At 65.1% G+C, this 19,439-nt stretch carries 18 protein-coding genes and 1 pseudogene; 15 read left to right on the plus strand and 4 right to left on the minus strand.

Annotation, left to right across the window (positions count from 1 at the left end; genetic code table 11):
• Window positions 1–29: 29 nt before the first annotated feature.
• Both VSX77_RS07280 and VSX77_RS07285 read right to left on the minus strand, forming a co-directional pair.
• Window positions 30–452, minus strand: coding sequence for a DoxX family protein (locus VSX77_RS07280; protein WP_338426985.1), 423 nt, complete (start codon window positions 450–452; stop codon window positions 30–32).
• 30 nt (window positions 453–482) lie between these two features.
• The gene (locus VSX77_RS07285) at window positions 483–2,153 is read right to left on the minus strand and encodes an NAD+ synthase (protein WP_338426986.1); all 1,671 of its coding nucleotides are present in this window, start codon (window positions 2,151–2,153) and stop codon (window positions 483–485) included.
• A gap of 179 nt (window positions 2,154–2,332) precedes the next feature.
• Between VSX77_RS07285 and VSX77_RS07290 the strand changes: the two genes are divergently transcribed.
• The 15 genes and pseudogenes from VSX77_RS07290 (at window position 2,333) to VSX77_RS07355 (ending at window position 13,866) form a co-directional block, all read left to right on the plus strand.
• Complete coding sequence (locus VSX77_RS07290; protein ID WP_338426987.1) at window positions 2,333–3,268, plus strand: ribose-phosphate pyrophosphokinase; 936 nt, start codon at window positions 2,333–2,335, stop codon at window positions 3,266–3,268.
• A 48-nt stretch (window positions 3,269–3,316) separates the two neighbouring features.
• Window positions 3,317–3,406, plus strand: a pseudogene (locus tag VSX77_RS16445) (CGNR zinc finger domain-containing protein); the annotation flags it as partial.
• A 51-nt stretch (window positions 3,407–3,457) separates the two neighbouring features.
• Window positions 3,458–4,366: a cyclase family protein gene (locus VSX77_RS07295; RefSeq protein ID WP_338426988.1), complete on the plus strand. Its 909-nt coding sequence runs from the start codon at window positions 3,458–3,460 to the stop codon at window positions 4,364–4,366.
• A gap of 55 nt (window positions 4,367–4,421) precedes the next feature.
• Window positions 4,422–5,204 (plus strand): histidinol-phosphatase, encoded by a 783-nt coding sequence (gene hisN, locus VSX77_RS07300; protein ID WP_338426989.1) that lies wholly within the window; start codon window positions 4,422–4,424, stop codon window positions 5,202–5,204.
• A 9-nt stretch (window positions 5,205–5,213) separates the two neighbouring features.
• A complete protein-coding gene (locus VSX77_RS07305; protein ID WP_422397295.1) occupies window positions 5,214–5,570 on the plus strand; it encodes a GFA family protein in 357 nt (118 codons plus the stop codon).
• A gap of 116 nt (window positions 5,571–5,686) precedes the next feature.
• The gene (gene rpmI / locus VSX77_RS07310; protein ID WP_053555918.1) at window positions 5,687–5,890 is read left to right on the plus strand and encodes a 50S ribosomal protein L35; all 204 of its coding nucleotides are present in this window, start codon (window positions 5,687–5,689) and stop codon (window positions 5,888–5,890) included.
• A 12-nt stretch (window positions 5,891–5,902) separates the two neighbouring features.
• Entirely contained in the window at window positions 5,903–6,268 is a 366-nt protein-coding gene (gene rplT, locus VSX77_RS07315; RefSeq protein WP_338426990.1) for a 50S ribosomal protein L20, read from the plus strand.
• A gap of 437 nt (window positions 6,269–6,705) precedes the next feature.
• Complete coding sequence (locus VSX77_RS07320; RefSeq protein ID WP_338426991.1) at window positions 6,706–7,608, plus strand: helix-turn-helix domain-containing protein; 903 nt, start codon at window positions 6,706–6,708, stop codon at window positions 7,606–7,608.
• A gap of 139 nt (window positions 7,609–7,747) precedes the next feature.
• Window positions 7,748–8,848 carry a phenylalanine--tRNA ligase subunit alpha gene (gene pheS, locus VSX77_RS07325; protein WP_338426992.1) on the plus strand — a complete coding sequence of 367 codons (1,101 nt, stop codon included), beginning with the start codon at window positions 7,748–7,750 and terminating at the stop codon, window positions 8,846–8,848.
• Window positions 8,845–11,232, plus strand: a complete 2,388-nt coding sequence (gene pheT, locus VSX77_RS07330) for a phenylalanine--tRNA ligase subunit beta (RefSeq protein WP_338426993.1) — start codon at window positions 8,845–8,847, stop codon at window positions 11,230–11,232. Before pheS ends, pheT begins: the two co-directional genes overlap by 4 nt.
• Before the next feature lie 54 nt (window positions 11,233–11,286).
• Window positions 11,287–11,646 (plus strand): DUF1272 domain-containing protein, encoded by a 360-nt coding sequence (locus VSX77_RS07335; protein ID WP_338426994.1) that lies wholly within the window; start codon window positions 11,287–11,289, stop codon window positions 11,644–11,646.
• 113 nt (window positions 11,647–11,759) lie between these two features.
• The gene (locus VSX77_RS07340) at window positions 11,760–12,401 is read left to right on the plus strand and encodes a DUF433 domain-containing protein (protein ID WP_338426995.1); all 642 of its coding nucleotides are present in this window, start codon (window positions 11,760–11,762) and stop codon (window positions 12,399–12,401) included.
• On the plus strand, window positions 12,401–12,787 hold the full coding sequence (locus VSX77_RS07345; RefSeq protein ID WP_338426996.1) for a DUF5615 family PIN-like protein: 387 nt from the start codon (window positions 12,401–12,403) through the stop codon (window positions 12,785–12,787). Before VSX77_RS07340 ends, VSX77_RS07345 begins: the two co-directional genes overlap by 1 nt.
• Window positions 12,788–12,964: 177 nt before the next feature.
• Window positions 12,965–13,303 carry an antitoxin Xre/MbcA/ParS toxin-binding domain-containing protein gene (locus tag VSX77_RS07350; RefSeq protein ID WP_338426997.1) on the plus strand — a complete coding sequence of 113 codons (339 nt, stop codon included), beginning with the start codon at window positions 12,965–12,967 and terminating at the stop codon, window positions 13,301–13,303.
• Between the two features lie 11 nt (window positions 13,304–13,314).
• Window positions 13,315–13,866: an RES family NAD+ phosphorylase gene (locus VSX77_RS07355; RefSeq protein WP_338426998.1), complete on the plus strand. Its 552-nt coding sequence runs from the start codon at window positions 13,315–13,317 to the stop codon at window positions 13,864–13,866.
• On the opposite strand, the gene VSX77_RS07360 is transcribed toward VSX77_RS07355, so the two are convergent.
• Together VSX77_RS07360 and mutS are read right to left on the minus strand one after the other, a co-directional pair.
• Window positions 13,863–16,622, minus strand: a complete 2,760-nt coding sequence (locus VSX77_RS07360) for a [protein-PII] uridylyltransferase (protein ID WP_338426999.1) — start codon at window positions 16,620–16,622, stop codon at window positions 13,863–13,865. The genes VSX77_RS07355 and VSX77_RS07360 overlap by 4 nt on opposite strands.
• The gene (mutS, locus tag VSX77_RS07365; protein ID WP_338427000.1) at window positions 16,619–19,282 is read right to left on the minus strand and encodes a DNA mismatch repair protein MutS; all 2,664 of its coding nucleotides are present in this window, start codon (window positions 19,280–19,282) and stop codon (window positions 16,619–16,621) included. Before mutS ends, VSX77_RS07360 begins: the two co-directional genes overlap by 4 nt.
• Window positions 19,283–19,439 lie beyond the last annotated feature (157 nt).

Consider the following 19,439-nt stretch of genomic DNA (forward strand, 5'->3'; position numbering starts at 1 on the left):
TAACCGCATTGCCCGCTGCGTGGCGATATTTATCGCGCCGCGCGGTCCCGCACCGGCCAATAGGCCCAGGCGATCGCAAGCAGCGAAACGATCAGGAACACGCTATATTCCATCCCGTTGCGCCCGCCGCCGACGACGAACCAGCCCGCGGGCATATGCACCAGGAACAGGCCCAATGTCAGAATGAAGGCATGGCCGAGCGCGGCAAGGCTGGTCCAGCGGCGCGCGAGCATCAGCGCGGGGCCGACCAGCTCGTAAATTGTCACCGCCATCGCCCAGCCATATCCGTAGGGAAAGCCTAGACTGTCGAGCCATGTGCCGAACGGGACGACGATGTCGGCCGCCAAGCGGTACACACCGTGGATCAGGATGAGCAGCGCCACCGTGATCCGCAATATATCGAGCACCCGTTCGGCCCGGTCTGCCGGTGCCTTGGACCCCAGTGCCAGCATCGTCCCTTTCCTTTTCTTCCCTGAAAAACCCTATCCCGTCCGGAACCCATGCGTGATCGGATAGCGCCGGTCGCGCCCGAAATTGCGCGTCGACAATTTGACCCCCGGGGGCGCCTGGCGGCGCTTATATTCGGCGATCGCGAGCAGGCGCTCGATCCGCGCCACCGTGTCGCGGTCGAAACCGTGGCGCGCCACGACATCGTCGACGCTCGCCTCTTCCTCGACGAGCATATGCAGCATCCGGTCGAGATCTTCGTACGGCGGCAGGCTGTCCTGATCTTTCTGGTCGGGGCGCAGCTCGGCGCTCGGCGGCTTGGTGATGATGGTATCGGGCATCACCGGCGTCACCGGGTTGCGCGACAGCCGCGGCACATTGTCATTGCGCCACTTAGCGAGCGCAAAGACCGTCATCTTATAAGCGTCCTTCAGCGGATTATAGCCGCCGGCCATGTCGCCATAGATGGTCGCATAACCGACGCTCATCTCGCTCTTGTTGCCTGTGGTCAGCAGCATCGGGCCGAATTTGTTACTCAGCGCCATCAGCGTCACGCCGCGGATGCGCGACTGGACATTTTCCTCGGTCGTATCGACGGCGCGGTCGGCGAAGCTGCCCTCCAGCATTGCGTCGAACGCCTCGACCGCGGGGGCGATCGGGATGGTGTCGAGACGGCAGCCGATCATCTCGGCGCACCCCCCGGCATCGGCCAGGCTTTCGTGACTGGTGAAGCGGCTCGGCAACATCACGCACCAGACCTTGTCCGGCCCGAGCGCGTCGGCGGCAATCGCCGCACAGATCGCCGAATCGATCCCGCCCGACAGGCCGAGCACGACGCCGGGGAAGCGGTTGCGCTCGACATAGTCGCGCAGGGACAGGATCATCGCGCTATAGATGTCGGCGGGATGCGCCTCCCATTCGGCGATCGCGCCCGCGTCGCAGCGCCAGCCCGCAACGTCTTTCTTCCAACGCGTGACCCGCTCCTCGGCGTCCCAGTCGATCAGGCGATGCGCCGCTCCGCCGTCGCCGTTCAGCACGAACGAACAACCGTCAAACACCAGCTCATCCTGCCCGCCGATGCGGTTGAGGAAGATCAGCGGCAGGCCGGTTTCGGCTACGCGCGCGGCGAACACCTGCGAGAGGCGCCGCTCATCCTTGTCGATCTCATAGGGACTGCCGTTGACCGAGATCAGCAGTTCAGCGCCCTCAGCGGCGAGATGCTGGCACACCGTCGGCAGCCAGCCATCCTCGCAGATCGGCAGGCCCAGCTTCACCCCACGCCATTCGACGATATCGGGCAGCGGGCCGGGCGCGAACACGCGCTTTTCGTCGAAGGTGCCGTAATTGGGCAGTTCGTGCTTGCGCCGCGTCGCGACCACGCGGCCGCCGTCAAGCAGCGCGACGATATTATAGAGCAGACCGTCGGCGCCGCGCTCCACCGATCCCACCAGCATCGCCGGGCCGCCGTCGGCGGTGTCGGCGGCGAGTTCCGCGAGCAGCGCCGCGGCCCGCTCCGCCAGCGCGGGTTTCAGCACCAGATCTTCGGGCGGGTAGCCGATCAGTTGCAGCTCGGGATAAAGGATCAGGTCGGCTTGCGCGTGCCGCGCGCGAACCGCACGCATCGCGTCGGCATTGGCGGCCAGATCGCCGACCGCCTGGGTCATCTGGGAAAGGACGATGGTCAGCGTTGCAGCGGCGTCGGTCATGGGGGCGAGACTTAGCCGCGGCGTAGGCGATTGCAACGACCAAGCAGTTAGGGAGGGCGACCACGCGGTCAAATGCGCCGCGGACGGGGACCGACCGACTCCTTTAACCCCTTCCCCTTATGGCCATCGCTGGCTAAGGGGCGCGCAATCCCATCCGCCGCGAAAGGGCTCTGCACGCCATGAAACTTATCTCCGGCAACAGCAACCTGCCGCTGGCCCGCGCGATCGCCGATTATCTCGAGCTGCCGCTGACCGACACCAGCGTGCGCCGCTTCGCCGACGAGGAAGTTTTCGTCGAAATTCATGAAAATGTCCGCGGGCAGGATGTTTTCGTCGTCCAGCCGACCAATTTCCCCGCGAACGACAATCTGATGGAATTGCTCATCATCAACGACGCGCTGCGCCGCGCGTCGGCCAAGCGCATCACCGCGGTCGTTCCCTATTTCGGCTACGCCCGCCAGGACCGCAAACCCGGCCCGCGCACGCCGATCTCGGCCAAGCTCGTCGCGAACCTCATCACCACCTCGGGCGCCGACCGCGTGCTCGCGATCGACCTGCACGCCGGGCAGATCCAGGGATTTTTCGACATTCCGACCGACAATCTCTATGCCGCGCCGGTGATGAGCGCCGACATCCAGGCGCGTTTCGGGGACAAGAATCTGATGGTCGTCTCGCCCGACGTCGGCGGCGTCGTCCGCGCCCGCGCGCTCGCCAAGCGCCTCGACAACGCCCCGCTCGCCATCGTCGACAAAAGGCGTGAGCGCGCCGGCGAATCGGAAGTGATGAATATCATCGGCGATGTGTCGGGCCGCTTCTGCATCCTCATCGACGACATCGTGGACTCTGCCGGCACCCTATGCAACGCCGCCTCCGCGCTGAAGTCCGCGGGCGCCGAGGGCGTCGTCGCCTATTGCACCCACGGCGTGCTGTCGGGCGGTGCGGTGGCGCGCGTCGATGCGAGCGAACTCACCGAGCTGGTCATCACCGATTCGATCCAGCCGACCGACGCGGTGAACGACAGCGGCAAGGTCCGCACGCTGACCGTCGCGCCGCTGCTGGGCGAAGCAATCAAGCGCATCGCCGACGAAACAAGTGTTTCCTCACTCTTCGACTAGCGCGGAGGGACACGGACCGATCGCCTGCGCAAGGGCAGCGAGTGCCCGATGTTGTTTCTTGACGCGACGCGCGGCGCCCGGCGCCGATGGTGCTCGTCGTCCTCGGAGTTTGGAAACCGCGCGAAAGTGCGCCGCTACCGCATCCGCAAGGCGGCCGCGCGCCAAGCGAATGAACAAGGAACAGGGAAAATGACGACAGACAAGCGCGTGGTTTTCGATTTTGCCGTCGAATTTGCCAACGGTGGCGGGGTGCAGGGCCAGGGGTTCAGGCTGGACATCGACGGCGATGAGATCGACGACGACGCGCTGGCCGCCTATATCGTTCGCGACCTTCGGCTGCTGATGGTCGCAAACGTCGTCATCACAAACAAGCGCATTATCGCCGAACCCCACAAGCGCGGAGAACCGGCTGCCCGCGGACCGGCAAAATGCAGAGACGAAACGGCCTTCCGCGACCTCAGCCATGTGATCGAGCACGGCACGGTCACCTATAAGGGTTTGCCCGCACCGCTCATCTGCGACCATCTTTCACGCGAGGCGTCGCGCGCCATCTATGCCGAGGGGACCGAATTTCAGATCGGTACGATCGAAATGGTCGGAAACACCGGCACCTATGTCGACACACCCTTTCATCGTTATGCCGATGGCGCCGATACCGCCGAAATCGGGCTGGATCGGCTGGCCGGGCTGCCGGGCATCGTCGTTCGGGTCACGGGGATGGCTGGCCGCGCCATCGATTGGCATCATTTTGCGGCGGAGGATGTGGTGGGCCGCGCGGTTCTGGTCCAGACCGGCTGGGATCGCCATTGGGCCAGCGATGCCTATTTCGAGGGCCACCCCTTTCTGACGGCCAAGGCCGCGGAATATCTGCGCAACCACGGCGCGTTGCTCGTCGGCATCGATTCACTCAACATCGACGATACCAGCGGCGGCGAGCGGCCGGTGCACAGCATCTTGCTGGCGGCCGGAATCCCGATCGTCGAGCATCTGACCCGGCTCGAAACATTGCCGGTCAGCGGCTTCCGCTTCACCGCCGCACCGCCGAAGATACGCGGCATGGGGACATTTCCCGTCCGTGCCCACGCCTGGCTTGATTGACGCGGCGATACGGCCGGGGGTGGCAGAGCCGTCGGAGCTGGGCTAGCGGGAGGACATGTCGCTCTACGATGATCTCGCCCTCGCCAACCGGCTGGCCGACGCCGCCGGCCAAGCCATCCGCCCTTTATTCCGCAGCGCATTCGCCCACGAGGCGAAGGGCGATGCATCCCCGGTGACCGACGCCGATCGCGCCGCCGAAGCGGCCATGCGCAAGCTGATCGACGCCGAAGCGCCGCGCGACGGCATTATCGGCGAGGAATATGGGGCCGACCGTCCCCAAGCGAGCCGCCAATGGGTGCTCGATCCGATCGACGGCACGGTAAGCTTCATGGCCGGTCGCCCGATTTTCGGGACGTTGATCGCATTGCTGCAAGACGGCTGGCCGGTGCTCGGCATCATCGATCAGCCAGTCGCGGGCGAACGCTGGGTAGGGGCGATGGGACATCCGACGCGCTTCAACGGCACGGTCGTCACAACGCGCACCTGCCGAAACCTGTCCGACGCCGTGCTGGCGACCACCGGGCCGCAATATTTCAGCGACCATGACGGCGAGCATTTCATGGCGCTCGCCGCGCAGACATCGCACAAACGGATGGTCTTTGGCGGCGATTGTTATAATTATGGCTTGCTCAGCAGCGGCCATATCGATCTGGTCGTCGAAGCAGGGCTGAAACTGCATGACTTTGCCGCACTCGTCCCGGTTGTCGAGGGCGCCGGCGGGACAATGTGCGACTGGAACGGCGATCCGCTGAATGCCGAAAGCACGGGGCATGTCATCGCGCTCGGCGACCCGGCGCGGCTCGAGGATGTTATCGAAGGGCTTGCCTGCCACCATTAAGAGGAGAGAATGGATATGGCTTATGAGGGTAGCTGTCATTGCGGCGCAGTGACCTATACGGTCGACGGCGACATTCCCGATACGGCGATGAGCTGCAATTGCTCGCACTGCCGGCGCAAGGGTTTCCTGCTCACCTTCGTGCCCATTGACCAGTTCCGGCTGGAAAGCGGTGCCGAGATGCTGATATCCTATAAGTTCAACAAGCATAATATCGACCATCAGTTCTGCGCGACCTGCGGCTGCCAGAGCTTTTCGGTTGGAACGGGTCCCGACGGATCGAAAATGGCAGCGGTGAACCTGCGCTGCGTTCCCGACGCCGATCTTGATGCGCTGAATATCCAGAAGGTCGATGGCGCAAGCTTGTGATCGCCGAATCGCTTGCATTTCCGGGTGAATCCACCTAAGCGCCCCGCTTCCGATTGTGTCGGCTGGCTGAAAGGGCTGCCAGGCCGATACGCAAACGGACTTCAAAGGAGACCAAAATGCCCAAGCTGAAGACCAAGAGCGGTGTGAAGAAACGCTTCAAATTCACCGCGTCGGGTAAGGTGAAGCACGGCGTTGCCGGCAAGCGCCACCGCCTGATTTCGCACAATTCCAAATATATCCGCACCAACCGCGGCACGAGCGTGCTCAGCGATTCGGACGCGGCCCATGTGCGCCTCTGGGCGCCCTATGGCCTGAAGTAAGGAGCGCTAGACATGTCACGCATCAAACGCGGCGTCACAACGCGCGCCAAGCACAAGCGCGTATTGGAGCAGGCGAAGGGCTATTACGGCCGTCGCAAGAATACGATCCGCATCGCCAAGCAGGCCGTCGAAAAGGCCGGCCAATATGCTTACCGCGACCGCAAGGTGAAGAAGCGCAGCTTCCGCGCTCTGTGGATCCAGCGCATCAACGCCGCGGTCCGCGCCGAAGGCCTCACCTACTCGCAGTTCATGCACGGCGTGAAGCTGGCCGGTATCGAACTCGACCGCAAGGTCATGGCCGACCTCGCGATGAACGAAGGCGGTGTGTTCACCGCGATCATCGCGCAGGCGAAAGCGGCGCTGCCCAAGGCAGCCTGACGCCGAACGCCCGAACGAATGAAACAAGGGCGGCCCCCTCCGCGGGGCCGCCCTTTTTCTTTGCCCGGCGGCATGGAAGATCAGCGCGGGCTGGTAAAAGGGGTCGCCGAGCAAAAGGAAGAGGCGGCGCAAAGCTCGCGCTCCACGCCGCCCCCGACAATGGTTCCAGTGGGAAACCATCGCCCCCGTCCGCACCGAATAGCCATGGGTCGCAGAAAGCTGACGGCCGGAACGAAGCTCGGAAATTCAGTCGCTTGTGTCGGGTCCCGCCATGACCCCTTACATGGCGCCGCTCCGCAAATCCCCTTGCTGCCCTGCCTCCACAGCAGATGGCGCAATTATGGCGCAGCCGGTGCGCATAAAATTGTAAGAACCCGTCACAAATCGACGGTCTTGCATTGTTTTTTATGCTTTTTTGTGCACTAGGATGGGACATCATGCCGCACCGCGATGCATCCGAACCTCTCCCGCCGGGCACGCAGGTCACCACGCGTTTTTTCCCACCCTCGGATCGACTGGCGCCTTATGTCAGTGCCATCTATCTCACCGAGGTCACGCTGAGCGGTACCGCACGGATCGAAGATTATCTGCATCCCGAATGGGCCAATATGCGACTCATCGAAGGCGAGGCGCCGCGCGTCGCGATTGGCGAGGAGCCGCTGGCTGACGCGCCCCGCTTCATCGTGACCGGGCCGACAAGCCGCGCCAGCTATTTCGCTGCGGGAGCGATGCGCGTCTGGGGCATTGGTATCCTCCCTGTCGGCTGGGCAAAGCTGATGCCGATCCCCGCCGATGCGCTGGCCGATACCTATTGCGACGGCCGCGCGCACCCGGCCTTTTCGGCCTTCGCTCCGCTTGCCGATGCCTTGCCGCAGATCGACGATGCCGAGGTCGCAGCCGCCTCGATCGACTCCCATTTCTGCGCGCTGCTGGCGTCGGCGCCGCCGGACGATCCGGGCATTCTGGCGGCGCATCGCGCGTTGATCGACGACGAAGCGGCGAGCGTTGCCGATCTGTCGGCGCGGCTCGGCCTGTCCGAACGGTCGGTCGAGCGCCTGAGCCGGCGCGCCTTTGGCTTTACGCCCAAACTGCTGCTCCGCCGCCAGCGCTTCCTGCGCTCGCTGGGGCGCTTCATGCTCGACCCGTCGATGGCGTGGATCGACACGATGGATCATCATTATTACGATCAGGCGCAATTCACCCGGGATTTTCAGCGTTTCATGGGCATGAGTCCGCGCGATTATGCCACGCGTCCGAAGCCGATCATGGGCGCTGCCGCGGTCGCGCGCGCCGCGGCCGCGGGGGCGCCGGTCCAGGGGCTGCACCGGCCCGCCGGATAAGTCGCGCCTGCCATCTGGCTTGACCCGCGCCGCAGCTTCGGTGCAAGCGGCTGGCGACGGACGCGCGGGCAGCCGCCTATCCTTGCAATCGACACTTGATGCGGCCGACAGCGTGAGCGCCGCCGGAACGGGACGAATGATGAAGAGCGATATCGAGGCCATCGAAGCGCAGCTGTTGCGCGACATCGAAGCTGCGGCCGATGCCGGAGCGGTCGAGGCCGTGCGCGTCGCAGCGCTCGGCAAGGCGGGCAGCATCACCGCGCTCCTGAAGACGCTGGGCGGCATGAGCCCCGATGAGCGGCAGGCGAAAGGTCCCCTCATCCACGCGCTGCGCGAAAGCGTGACCGCGGCGCTCGCAGCGCGCAAGGCGGCGCTCGACGCCAACGAGCTCGAGGCGCGGCTGGCGGCCGAAGCGGTCGACATGACGCTGCCCGCCGACACGGCGCCGCGCGGCAGCGTGCATCCGGTTTCGCAGGTGATGGACGAACTCGCCGAAATCTTCGCCGACATGGGCTTCGCGGTGGCGACGGGGCCCGAGATCGAGGATGACTGGCACAATTTCACCGCGCTCAACATTCCCGAGACGCATCCGGCGCGGGCGATGCATGATACATTTTATTTTCCGGAAGTTGGCGAAGGTGCCGCGCAGCGGATGTTGCTGCGCACGCATACGTCGCCGGTGCAGATCCGCACGATGATGGAAAAAGCGCCGCCGATCAGGATCATAGCCCCCGGCCGCGTCTATCGCAGCGACAGCGACGCGACGCATACGCCGATGTTTCATCAGGTCGAAGGTCTCGTCATCGACCGCGGCATCCATATGGGGCACCTGAAGTGGACGCTCGAGACCTTCCTGAAGGCCTATTTCGAGCGCGACGACATCGTGCTCCGCCTGCGTCCGAGCTATTTCCCCTTCACCGAACCCTCGGCCGAGGTCGATGTCGGCTATAAGCAGGAGAAAGGCCGCCGCATCGTTGGCGGCAACGGCGACGACGCGGGTCATGCGTGGATGGAGCTGCTCGGCAGCGGGATGGTCAATCGCCGGGTGATCGCCAATTGCGGGCTCGATCCCGACGAGTGGCAGGGCTTTGCCTTCGGGGTCGGGGTCGATCGGCTCGCGATGCTCAAATATGGCATGGATGACCTCCGCGCCTTCTTCGATGGCGACCTGCGCTGGCTGGCGCATTATGGATTCAGCGCGCTGAGTGTGCCGACGCTGAGCGGGGGGATTTCGGCATGAAGATCACCCTCGACTGGCTCCGCGAGCATCTGGACGGAGAATTCACCGTTGACGATGTGGTCGCCACACTCAACCGCATCGGCCACGAGGTCGAAGGCGTCGAGAATCCCGCCGACAAGCTCGCGGGCTTCCGCGTTGCCAAGGTGCTGACCGCCGAGAAACACCCGCAGGCCGATAAATTGCAGGTGCTGACCGTCGATAGCGGTGACGGCAAAGCGCCGCTGACCGTCGTGTGCGGCGCGCCCAATGCGCGCGCGGGGCTGGTCGGCGTGCTCGGCCTGCCCGGCGCGGTGGTGCCCGCGAACGGCATGGAGTTGAAGGTCGCCGCGGTGCGCGGGGTCGAATCGAACGGCATGATGTGCTCCTCGCGCGAACTGGAGCTGGGCGACGACCATGACGGGATCATCGAGCTTCCCGCCGATGCGCCGGTGGGCACCCCCTTTGCCGATTACAGCGGCGCGGGCGACCCGGTGATCGACATTTCGATCACCCCCAACCGGCAGGATTGCATGGGCGTGCGTGGGCTAGCGCGCGACCTAGCGGCCGCGGGGCTCGGCACGCTGAAACCGCTCGACGTGCCGACGATCATCGGCGAGGGTGCGCCCGCGACCGAAATCCGTACCGACGATCCCGAAGGCTGTCCCGCCTTTTACGGCCGTACGATAAGCGGCGTCGCCAACGGCACCGCGCCCGAATGGATGCGCCGCCGGCTGGAAGCGGTCGGGCAGCGCTCGATCTCGGCGCTCGTCGACATCAGCAATTATGTGATGTTCGACCTCGGCCGCCCCAGCCATATTTATGACCGCGCGAAACTGACCGGGCCACTCGTCGCGCGCCGCGCAAAGGCGGGCGAGACGGTCACCGCATTGAACGGCAAGGATTACACGCTCACCGACACGATGACGGTGATCGCCGACGAGCGCGGCGTCCACGACATCGCGGGCATCATGGGCGGCGAGCATAGCGGGTGCAGCGAGACGACGAGCGACGTGCTGATCGAAGTCGCCTATTTCACCCCCGAGCGCATCGCGCTGACCGGACAGGCGCTGGGCCTGGCCAGCGATGCGCGCAGCCGTTTCGAGCGCGGGGTCGATCCGGCGTTCCTCGACGACGCGACCGCGATCGTCACCGCGCATGTGCTCGCGATCTGCGGCGGTACGCCGTCGGCGGTCACGCGCGCCGGGACGCCGCCCGCCGAGGTGAAGACGGTCGATTACGACCCCACGCTGTCGGCGACGCTGGGCGGCATCGCCATTGCGCCCGAGCGGCAGCAGCACATCCTGACCGCGCTGGGCTTCACCGTCATCGAACAGGGCGGCCGCTGGCAGGTCGCGGTGCCGAGCTGGCGCCGCGACATCGACGGCGCCCCCGATCTGGTCGAGGAAGTCACGCGCATCACCGGTTTCGATGCGATCGCGTCGGTGCCGCTGCCGCGCAGCGATGGCGTGGCGAAGCCCACCGCGACCCCCGAACAGATGCTCGAACGCCGTATGCGCCGCGCCGCGGCGGCGGCGGGTTTTCACGAAGCGGTGACGTGGAGCTTCATTTCCGAGCCGGAAGCCGCGCCCTTCGGCGGCGGCGACTGGTCGCTCGCGAACCCGATCAGCGAAGATCTGAAGGTCATGCGCCCCTCACTGCTCCCCGGCCTGCTCGCCGCGGCGGCGCGCAACCAGAACCGCGGCGCTGACAGCATCCGCCTGTTCGAAATCGGCCGCCGCTACCTGTCCGATGCCGAGCATCCGACGCTGGCGGTGCTGATGGCGGGCGACAAGAACATGCGCGGATGGCAGGCGGGCAAGGCCGCGCCCTTCGATGCGTTCGATGCCAAGGCCGCGGCGCTGGCCTTGCTTGAAGCTGCGGGCGCGCCCGCCGACCGCTTGCAGGTGATGGAGGCGGTGAGCGAGGGCCAGATCTGGCACCCCGGCCAGTCGGCGACGCTGCGGCTCGGCCCCAAGGCGGTGCTCGCCGAATTTGGCGCGCTCCACCCCGCGCTGACGCGCCATTTCGACGTCGGCGGCCCGGCGATGGCGGTGCAGATCTTCCTCGATGCGATTCCCGCGAAGCGCGCGAGCGGCCCCGCACGCGCAGCGTTCGCGCCCCCCGCGCTGCAATCGGTGCGCCGCGACTTCGCCTTCCTCGCCCCGACGAGCCTGACCGCCGCCGACCTGGTCCGCGCGATCCGCGGCGCCGACAAGGCGAACATCGTCGGCGCCCGCCTGTTCGACCGCTTCACCGGCCAGGGCGTGCCCGAGGGTCAGGTGAGCCTGGCAGTCGAGGTCGAATTGCAGCCGGTGGAGAAAAGCTTCACCGACGCCGAGCTGAAGGCGATCGCCGACAAGGTGGTCGCGGCAGCGGCGAAGGTGGGGGCGGTGCTGCGGGGGTAGAACAAGTGTTTTGAACGCTTTGTTCTTCGCCAAAGGTGACTGGACAAAGACGGCGTGACGAGCGAAGCCGCGTTTCCCGAATGGCTGGTTCAGGGAGGAAAAATGGCGCTCGAGCTTCGCCCGAATTGCGAATATTGCGATCGCAATTTGCCGATTGATGCGTTGGACGCACGCATTTGCACCTATGAGTGCACATTTTGCGCCGATTGCGTCGACAACATCCTGTTCAATGTCTGCCCGAATTGCGGCGGCGGATTCGTGCCGCGACCGATTCGCCCCGCGAACGAATGGCGCCCCGGCGTATTGCGCGTCCACCAGCCGCCATCGACGCAGCGCCGCCGGGTGAGCTATGACGCCGCGAATATTCGCGCGCATTCGCTCCGCTTGCGCGACATCCCGCCCGAGCAGCGCTGACCGCCGAGGGGAGAGCGCGATCCGCGGCGCTGAAAGTGGATGCAGTGCTGCGGGTGAAGTTCTATTTATTATACGGCTTGGCGGAGCGCCCCGCCTACTCTAGGATTCCATCTATGGAAGACGAAAACGTCATTGGCGCTTTCAGCGAGGAGCAAGCCTCTCGCATTTCCGGTGTGTCGATCTATCAACTCCGTCAATGGGATAAAGAAGGGTTTTTCCCAGCTACATTCGGGGCAGGAAGGCAACATATTCCGTTTGGCCGCCTCTACTCTTTCCGGGATGTCGTATCGCTCCAAGTTCTCAACGACTTACGGAATGACAAGAAAATTCCCCTCGGCCATTTGCGAGAAGTCTCGGCAAAACTGAGCCACTTCGGTGATAGAAAGTGGAGCGGAACAACTCTGTACGTTCTTGGTAAGCGAGTCGTGCTAGAGGACCCCACAACCAAAAAACGTGAGGATGTCGTTTCTGGTCAGAAAGTCTTTAACATTCCTCTTCGGGTGGTAATAAAGAACACTCGGAATCGTATAAAAGAACTCAACAATCGTAACGATGATATTGGACAGTTCACTCGAGGAAAGTTTGTCGCCCATAACGAATTGGTTTTCAGCGGCACGAGGATTCCAGTCTCAATGGTGATAGAGTTTCATAAGGCAGGATATTCGATAACCAAAATTCTCCGAGAATTTCCTGACCTCACCGAAACTGACATTGAAGCGGCGATCCGATCCCATGAAAGTTGCAAAGCTGCGTAATGGTCGCTGCACGGCCAAAGCTCCGATTCTTTCTGGATCAGAACGTGCCCGATTCCATCTGTCGATATTTACGCGGACGCGGCCACAGCGTTCTTCTTCTTCGCCACCATATACCCGACGATTCACCTGATCCTGTGGTCGGCATGACCGCGCTCAAAGCCCGGCGCATCCTAGTGACTTGTGATCGTGATTTTAATGCTCAACGCTTTCGGCAAGACCGCTTCGCTGAACTGAGCAGGATATCTCTTTGCGGCCCTGGACCGACGCTGTTGTCCGCGATCAAAGAGCACATAGAAGTTCTTGAATTTCAGATGCCGCGTTTTCCTGCCGGTGGTCGAATGGTAGCGCAGATTCAAACTGGCATTATCCGCTTCCGGACAAACTGACCGGTCAGAAGTCGCCGCGTCCAGCAGTCGCTTTTCCAGCGACCTCACGCGCCACTCTGTCGATCTTATCACCAATCTGGCCCGCCGCATTTCGACATCATACTGTGATTACGTTTTGATTTCATAATTGACTTTCGTGAAATCAAAACGTAATTCCTCCACGAGAGAGGATTGGCTATGTCAACCGCTGTCACCCGCATTCTCGATGACCTGAAGACCTATGGCGGGCTTCAGGGCAAGGATATTGCCAATATAGTCGATGTCTCGACCGCGACGGTGTCGCGCTGGTTGCGGGGCAATGCGACACCGACGCTGCATACGCAGACGATCATCGCCGATTTGCGCTATGTCGTCGATCGCCTGTCCGATTTCTATACCGCCGATGAGGCGCGGCTGTGGCTGCATTCGCGCCACCCCTTGCTGAACAACGAACGCGCGATCGACCTGATCAACGCCGACCGGACCGAGGAGGTGCTGGCGGTGATCGAGCGGCTCGACGCCGGGGCGTTTATCTAAAGGCTCGGCGGTTGAGCGAACGGCGCGCCCGCGATCATGAGCTGCTCGACCTGATCGACAGCCACGACGGCATATCGTTCGAGGGCGATGTCTGGCGGATCGTGCGTGCGGAGCGCGACGTGTTGCAGGGCTATCCGGCCGGGGCGCGCTGGGACCCCGGCACGTTCGACGTGCTGTACACGTCGCTGGCGCGCGAGGGCGCGCTGGCCGAAATCCATTTCCACCTGAGCCGCCAGCCGGTGTTTCCGTCCAAGCTGCGTTCGGTGCTGCACCGGCTGTCGGTGCGCACGACGCGAACGCTGAAGATTGCCGATCTGGAGGCGCTGGAGGGGCTGGGCGTCAGCCGCGAAACCTATGCCAGCCTGACCTATGACCGGTGCCAGGAAATCGGCGACGCGGCGCAATTTCTGGGCTTTGATGGGATATTGGCACCGAGCGCACGCTGGGCGTGCCAGAATCTGGTGCTGTTCGTCGATCGCTTCGATCCGGACGATTTGCAGCTGGTCGAGAGCGAACCGGTTGACTGGCAGGTCTGGCGCGAGACGCAGCGCAAGGAGCGCTAAGCCGCCACTGCTTCCTCGCTCGCGCTCGTTGCCGCCTCCAGCAGGCGTTTTTCCAGCGACTTCACCCGCGCGGCGCTGTCGATCTTGTCGCCGATCAGGTCGGTGACATAGAAGGTGTCGACGGCGCGCTCGCCATAGGTGGCGACGTGGGCGCTGTGGACGGTGACCTTGGACTGGAAGAGTGCGTAGGCGAGCTGGTTGAGCAGTGCGGGGCGGTCCTGCGCGTTGACTTCGATCACGGTGAAGCGGTTCGATGCCTTGTTGTCGACAAAGACATTGGGGGCGACGCGGAACGCCTCGGCTCTTGTGCGCGGGAGCGCGCGGGCTTCGAGTTTGGGGAGCAATTTGTGGCGGTTGGCGAGCGCGTCCTCGATCGCGCGGATCAGCCGGGCGATCTGCCCCGTTTCGGCAAAGGGGCGGCCGATCGGATCCTGCACGAGGAAATTATCGAGCGCGAGGCCGTCGCGCGTCGTGTGGATACGCGCGTCGATGATATTGCCGCCGGCGAGATGGATGCCCCCGGCGATACGATAGAAAAGCCCCGGATGGTCGGCGGCGAGCACCATCACCAGCGTCGCGCCGCGATCGTCGTCGGGGACTGCGGCGATGTGCAGCGGCGCGTCGCCCGCCTGGCGGATATGGACGAGATTGGCGGCGATGACCTCAACCGGCTCGGCGATCCAATAGCTTTCGGGCAGGCGCTTTGCGACCTTGTCGAAGGTCTTTTGATCGAAGCCGAATTGCGCGGCGACAGCCTCTTTCTTGCTCGCGATGCGTTGTTCGCGGCCCTTTTGCTTGTGACCGAGGCGCAGCACTTCCTCGGCGGCGTCGAACAGCTCGGTGAGCAATTGCCGTTTCCAGCTGTTCCACACGCCGGGGCCGACGGCGCGGATGTCGACGACGGTGAGCACGAGCAGCAGGCGCAGGCGCTCGGGGCTTTGGACGACCTGCGCGAAGTCGAGGATCGTCTTGAAGTCGGCGAGGTCGCGTTTGAACGCGGTCGCCGACATGAGCAGGTGATAGCGCACGAGCCACGAGACGGTCTCGGTCTCCGCATCGCTCAGCCCCAGCCGCGGGCAGACGCGCAGCGCGAGCTCGGCGCCGAGGACGCTATGGTCGCCGCCACGCCCCTTGGCGATGTCGTGGAGGAGGACGGCGACATAGACGACGCGCCGCGAATGGATCTGGTCCATGATAGCGGTCGAGAGCGGATGATCCTCCTTGAGCCGCCCCTGCTCAATGTCGGACAGCAGCCCAATGGCGCGGATCGTGTGCTCGTCGACGGTATAGTGATGATACATGTCGAACTGCATCTGCGCGACGACGCGGCCAAAATCGGGCACGAAGCGGCCGAACACTCCCGCTTCGTTCATCCAGCGCAGCACCGTTTCGGGGTCGCGCGGGGACGTCAGCACGTCGAGGAACAGCGCGTTGGCGCGGGCATTTCGGCGCACGCGGTGCGTTTCGATCAGCTTGGCGTCGTGGCGCGCCTGGCGCATCGCCTGCGGATGGATTTCGAGGCCGTGCTTGTCGGCGAGCGCGAAAATCTCGATCAGCCGCACCGGATCGGCCTCAAAAAAATCATCCGCGGGGAGCGCGAGGCGGCCGCGGTCGAGGACGAAGCCGTTCAGCCTGCCCGGCCGCCGCCGGATCGCGGGCAGGAAACGCCGCCCGCGCGCCGCCATCTGATCGTCGAGATGCGCGAGGAAAGTGCCGGTCAAATCGCCGACGCTTTTCGCATGGAGGAAATAAAGCTGCATGAAGCGTTCGACCGCGCTTTTGCCGGGGCGGTCGGCGAATTTCATGCGCGCAGCGATCTCGCGCTGGAAATCGAAGGTCAGCCGGTCCTCGGCGCGGCCCGCGAGGACATGGAGGTGGCAGCGCACCGCGAGCAGGAAATTTTCGGCGCGCGCGAACTGCTTGAGCTCGCGCGCCGACAGCAGCCCGGCATCGACCAGCTCGGGCACCGTGCGCACGCGGTGGATGAACTTGCCGATCCAGAAGAGCGTGTGCAGGTCGCGCAGGCCGCCCTTCCCTTCCTTCACATTGGGTTCGACGACGTAGCGCGAATCGCCCATCCTTTTGTGGCGCTCGTCGCGCTCGGCGAGCTTGTCGGCGACGAAGGCGCGCGCATTGCCCGCGACGACTTCGGCATCGAAGCGCGCCGCCGCCTGGTCGTACAGGTCGCGGTCGCCCCAGATGAAGCGCCCTTCGAGCAGCGCGGTGCGGATGGTGAGATCGTCCTTTGCCGCGCGCACCATCTCGTCGAGCGAACGCGACGAATGGCCGACCTTCAGCCCCAGATCCCAGAGCGTATAGAGCTGCGCCTCGATCACCTGTTCGGTCCAGCTTGTCTGCTTGAACGGGGTCAAAAAGCCGATGTCGATGTCGCTGTGCGGCGCCATTTCGCCGCGGCCATAGCCGCCGACCGCGATCAAGGTGATACGCTCGCCCGCCGAACGGTTGTTCGCCGGGTAAAGATGCTGGACGGTGAAATCGTGGCTGAGGCGGACGATCTGGTCGATCAGGAAGGCGGTCGCCTGCGCCGCGACGCGGCCGGACGAGGGGTTTGCGAGCAGCCGCCGTTCGATCTCGGCGCGCCCGTCGTCGAGCGCCGCCTTGACCAGCGCGACCATCGCGCGGCGGCGCGCGGCGGAATCCTGCGTCTCGGCGGCGATCGCGTCGAGCTGGCCCGCAAGCGCGCGGCGATCGATGATCGCGCGGCGCGCCTCGAGCTTGTCGAAAATGTCGCTCATGCCTCGTCCGCCAGCAGGCGTTTGAGCGCATAAAGCGCGTCGAGCGCCTCGCGCGGGGCGAGCGCGTCGGGGTCGATGTTTGCCAGCGCCTCGCGCAGCGCATCCTGTTTTTCGGCGGGCGCAGCGGCGAGCGTTGCGGCGAACAGCGGCAGGTCGTCGAGCCCCGCGGCGAGGCCGCCGGTTTTCTCGCGTCCGGCTTCGAGCTTCGCCAGCACCGCCTCGGCGCGCTGGACGACGCCCGCGGGAACCCCGGCGAGGCGCGCGACGGCGAGACCGTAGCTACGGTCGGCGGGGCCGTCGGCGAGTTCGTGGAGGAGAACGAGATCGCCCTGCCATTCGCGCGCGCGGACATGATGTAGCGACAGTGCGTCCAGCGTTTCGGCGAGGCGCGTGAGTTCGTGATAATGCGTCGCGAAGAGGCAGCGACACTTGTTTACTTCATGCACCGCCTCGACCACCGACCAGGCGAGCGCGAGCCCGTCGTAGGTCGAGGTGCCGCGCCCGACCTCGTCGAGGATGACGAAGCTGTTGGGGGTCGCCTGCGCAAGGATCGCGGCGGTTTCGACCATTTCGACCATGAAGGTCGAGCGCCCACGCGCGAGATTGTCGCTCGCGCCGACGCGGCTGAACAGCCGGTCGACGAGCCCGAGCTTCGCGGACGCCGCAGGGACGAAGCCCCCCGCCTGCGCGAGCACCACGATGAGCGCATTCTGGCGGAGGAAGGTCGATTTGCCGCCCATATTGGGGCCGGTGACGAGCCAGAGGCGGTCGCGTTCCGACAAGGACACATCGTTGGGCACGAAGCGTTCGCCCGCCTTGGCCAACGCGGCTTCGACGACCGGGTGGCGACCGCCGACAACATCGAGACACGGTTCGTCCGCCAGATCCGGGCGGCACCAATTGTGGCTCATCGCATGATCGGCAAGCGCCGCGGCGACGTCGAGGCGCGCCAGCACGTCGCACGAGGCGGCGATCGCCTCGCGCCGCGCGACCGCGGCCTCGGTCAAGGCTTCGAGATGTGCTCCCTCGGCGGCGACCGCGTGGACGCCCGCCTGCGTCACGCGCGTTGCCGCGTCGTGGAGGTCGGAGGAGTTGAACCGCACCACCCCCGCGAGCGTCTGGCGGTGGGTGAAGCCGCTATCGGGCGCCATCAGCGCGTCGGCGTGCTTCGCGGGCACCTCGACATGATAGCCGAGTACGCCATTGTGGCGGATCTTGAGCGAGGCGATGCCGGTGCGGTCGCGATATTGCGCTTCCAATGCCGCAATCGCCTTGCGCCCGTCGCGCGCGGTTTCGCGCAGCGCGTCGAGCGCATGGTCGTAACCCTCGGCGATATAGCCGCCCTGCGCGGCGTCGACCGGCGGCGTTTCGATGAGCGCGCGCGTCAGTTCGTCGACGAGCGCGCCATGGCCGTCGAGGCCGGGCAGCAGGCGCGCCAATAAAGGGGGCAGGTCGGCGCGCCGCGCGAGGCGTTCGCGCAGGCGCCGCGCGCCCTCGAGCGCGTCGCGCAGCTGCGCCAGGTCGCGCGGGCCGCCGCGCCCCGCGACGAGGCGGCCGAGCGCGCGTCCGGCGTCGGGCAGCGCGCGGAGCGCCGCGCGGAGATCGCCGCGCCACAGCGCATCTTGCGCGAGACTGTCGACGAGGTCGAGCCGGTCGAGGATCGCCGCGCGATCGGTGAGCGGGCTCGCGATATCGTCGGCGAGCAGGCGCGCGCCCGCCGCGGTGACGGTGCGGTCGATCGTGCCGAGCAGGCTGCCCTCGCGCGTTCCCGTCATCGTGCGGACGAGTTCGAGGCTTTCGCGCGTCGCGGCGTCGATCGCCATGCGGTCCGACGCGCGGTGGTGCACCGGCGGCTGGAGAAAGGTCGGGGCACCGGTGCCGACATGGTCGAGATAAGCGACCAGCGCGCCCATCGCGGCGATCTCGCTGCGCGAAAATTGGCCGAAACCTTCGAGCGTCCGGACGCCGTAAAAGCTTTCGAGCCGTTTCTGGGCGCCGGTGCTGGCGAAATCCGCCGCCGGACGGCGCACGATCTGCCGCGCCGACGAGAGGGGCAGGTCTTCGGCGCTTTCGCTGAGCAGCAGTTCGGACGGTGCCAGCCGCGCAAGTTCGGCATCGACCGCTTCGGCGCGCACCGCGACGACTTCGAACCGCCCGGTCGAGATGTCGGCGGCGGCGATCGCCACCTCGCCCTCGCTGCCGACCTGCGCGAGCGCGGCGAGGCGGTTCGCGCTGCGCCCTTCGAGCAGGCTTTCCTCGGTCAGCGTGCCCGCGGTGACGAAACGAACGATGTCGCGCGCGACAAGCGCCTTCGACCCGCCGCGCGCCTTGGCCTCGGCAGGGGTTTCGACCTGTTCGGCAATCGCGACGCGGTGCCCGGCGCGGATCAGGCGCGCGAGATAGGATTCGGCGGCGTGGACGGGGACGCCGCACATCGGAACCGGCGCTCCGTCATGTTCGCCGCGCGAGGTCAGCGCGATGTCGAGCGTCGACGCCGCCGCCTTGGCATCGTCGAAGAACAGCTCGAAAAAATCGCCCATGCGATAGAAAAGCAGGCAGTCACCGGCCTTGGCCTTCAGCGCCCAATATTGCGCCATCATCGGCGTCGCGCCCGAGGCGACGGCGTTGCTGTTGGCGGGTCGGGGAGCGGTGGCGGCCATCGCCCCCTGCTTAGTGATTGGGCGCGGCATGGCAAGGTCGGAGGGGGATGCGGGGTGGAATGGCGGGTGCGGGGTGGTGAGCGGATGTTCGGCGCAACTGAAGCCCCTCCCCTTCAGGGGAGGGGTTGGGGTGGGGGCTATCGGCCTTGCGCGAGGC

Source organism: Sphingopyxis sp. TUF1 (assembly GCF_036687315.1).
GTDB classification, from domain to species: Bacteria; Pseudomonadota; Alphaproteobacteria; order Sphingomonadales; family Sphingomonadaceae; genus Sphingopyxis; species Sphingopyxis kveilinensis.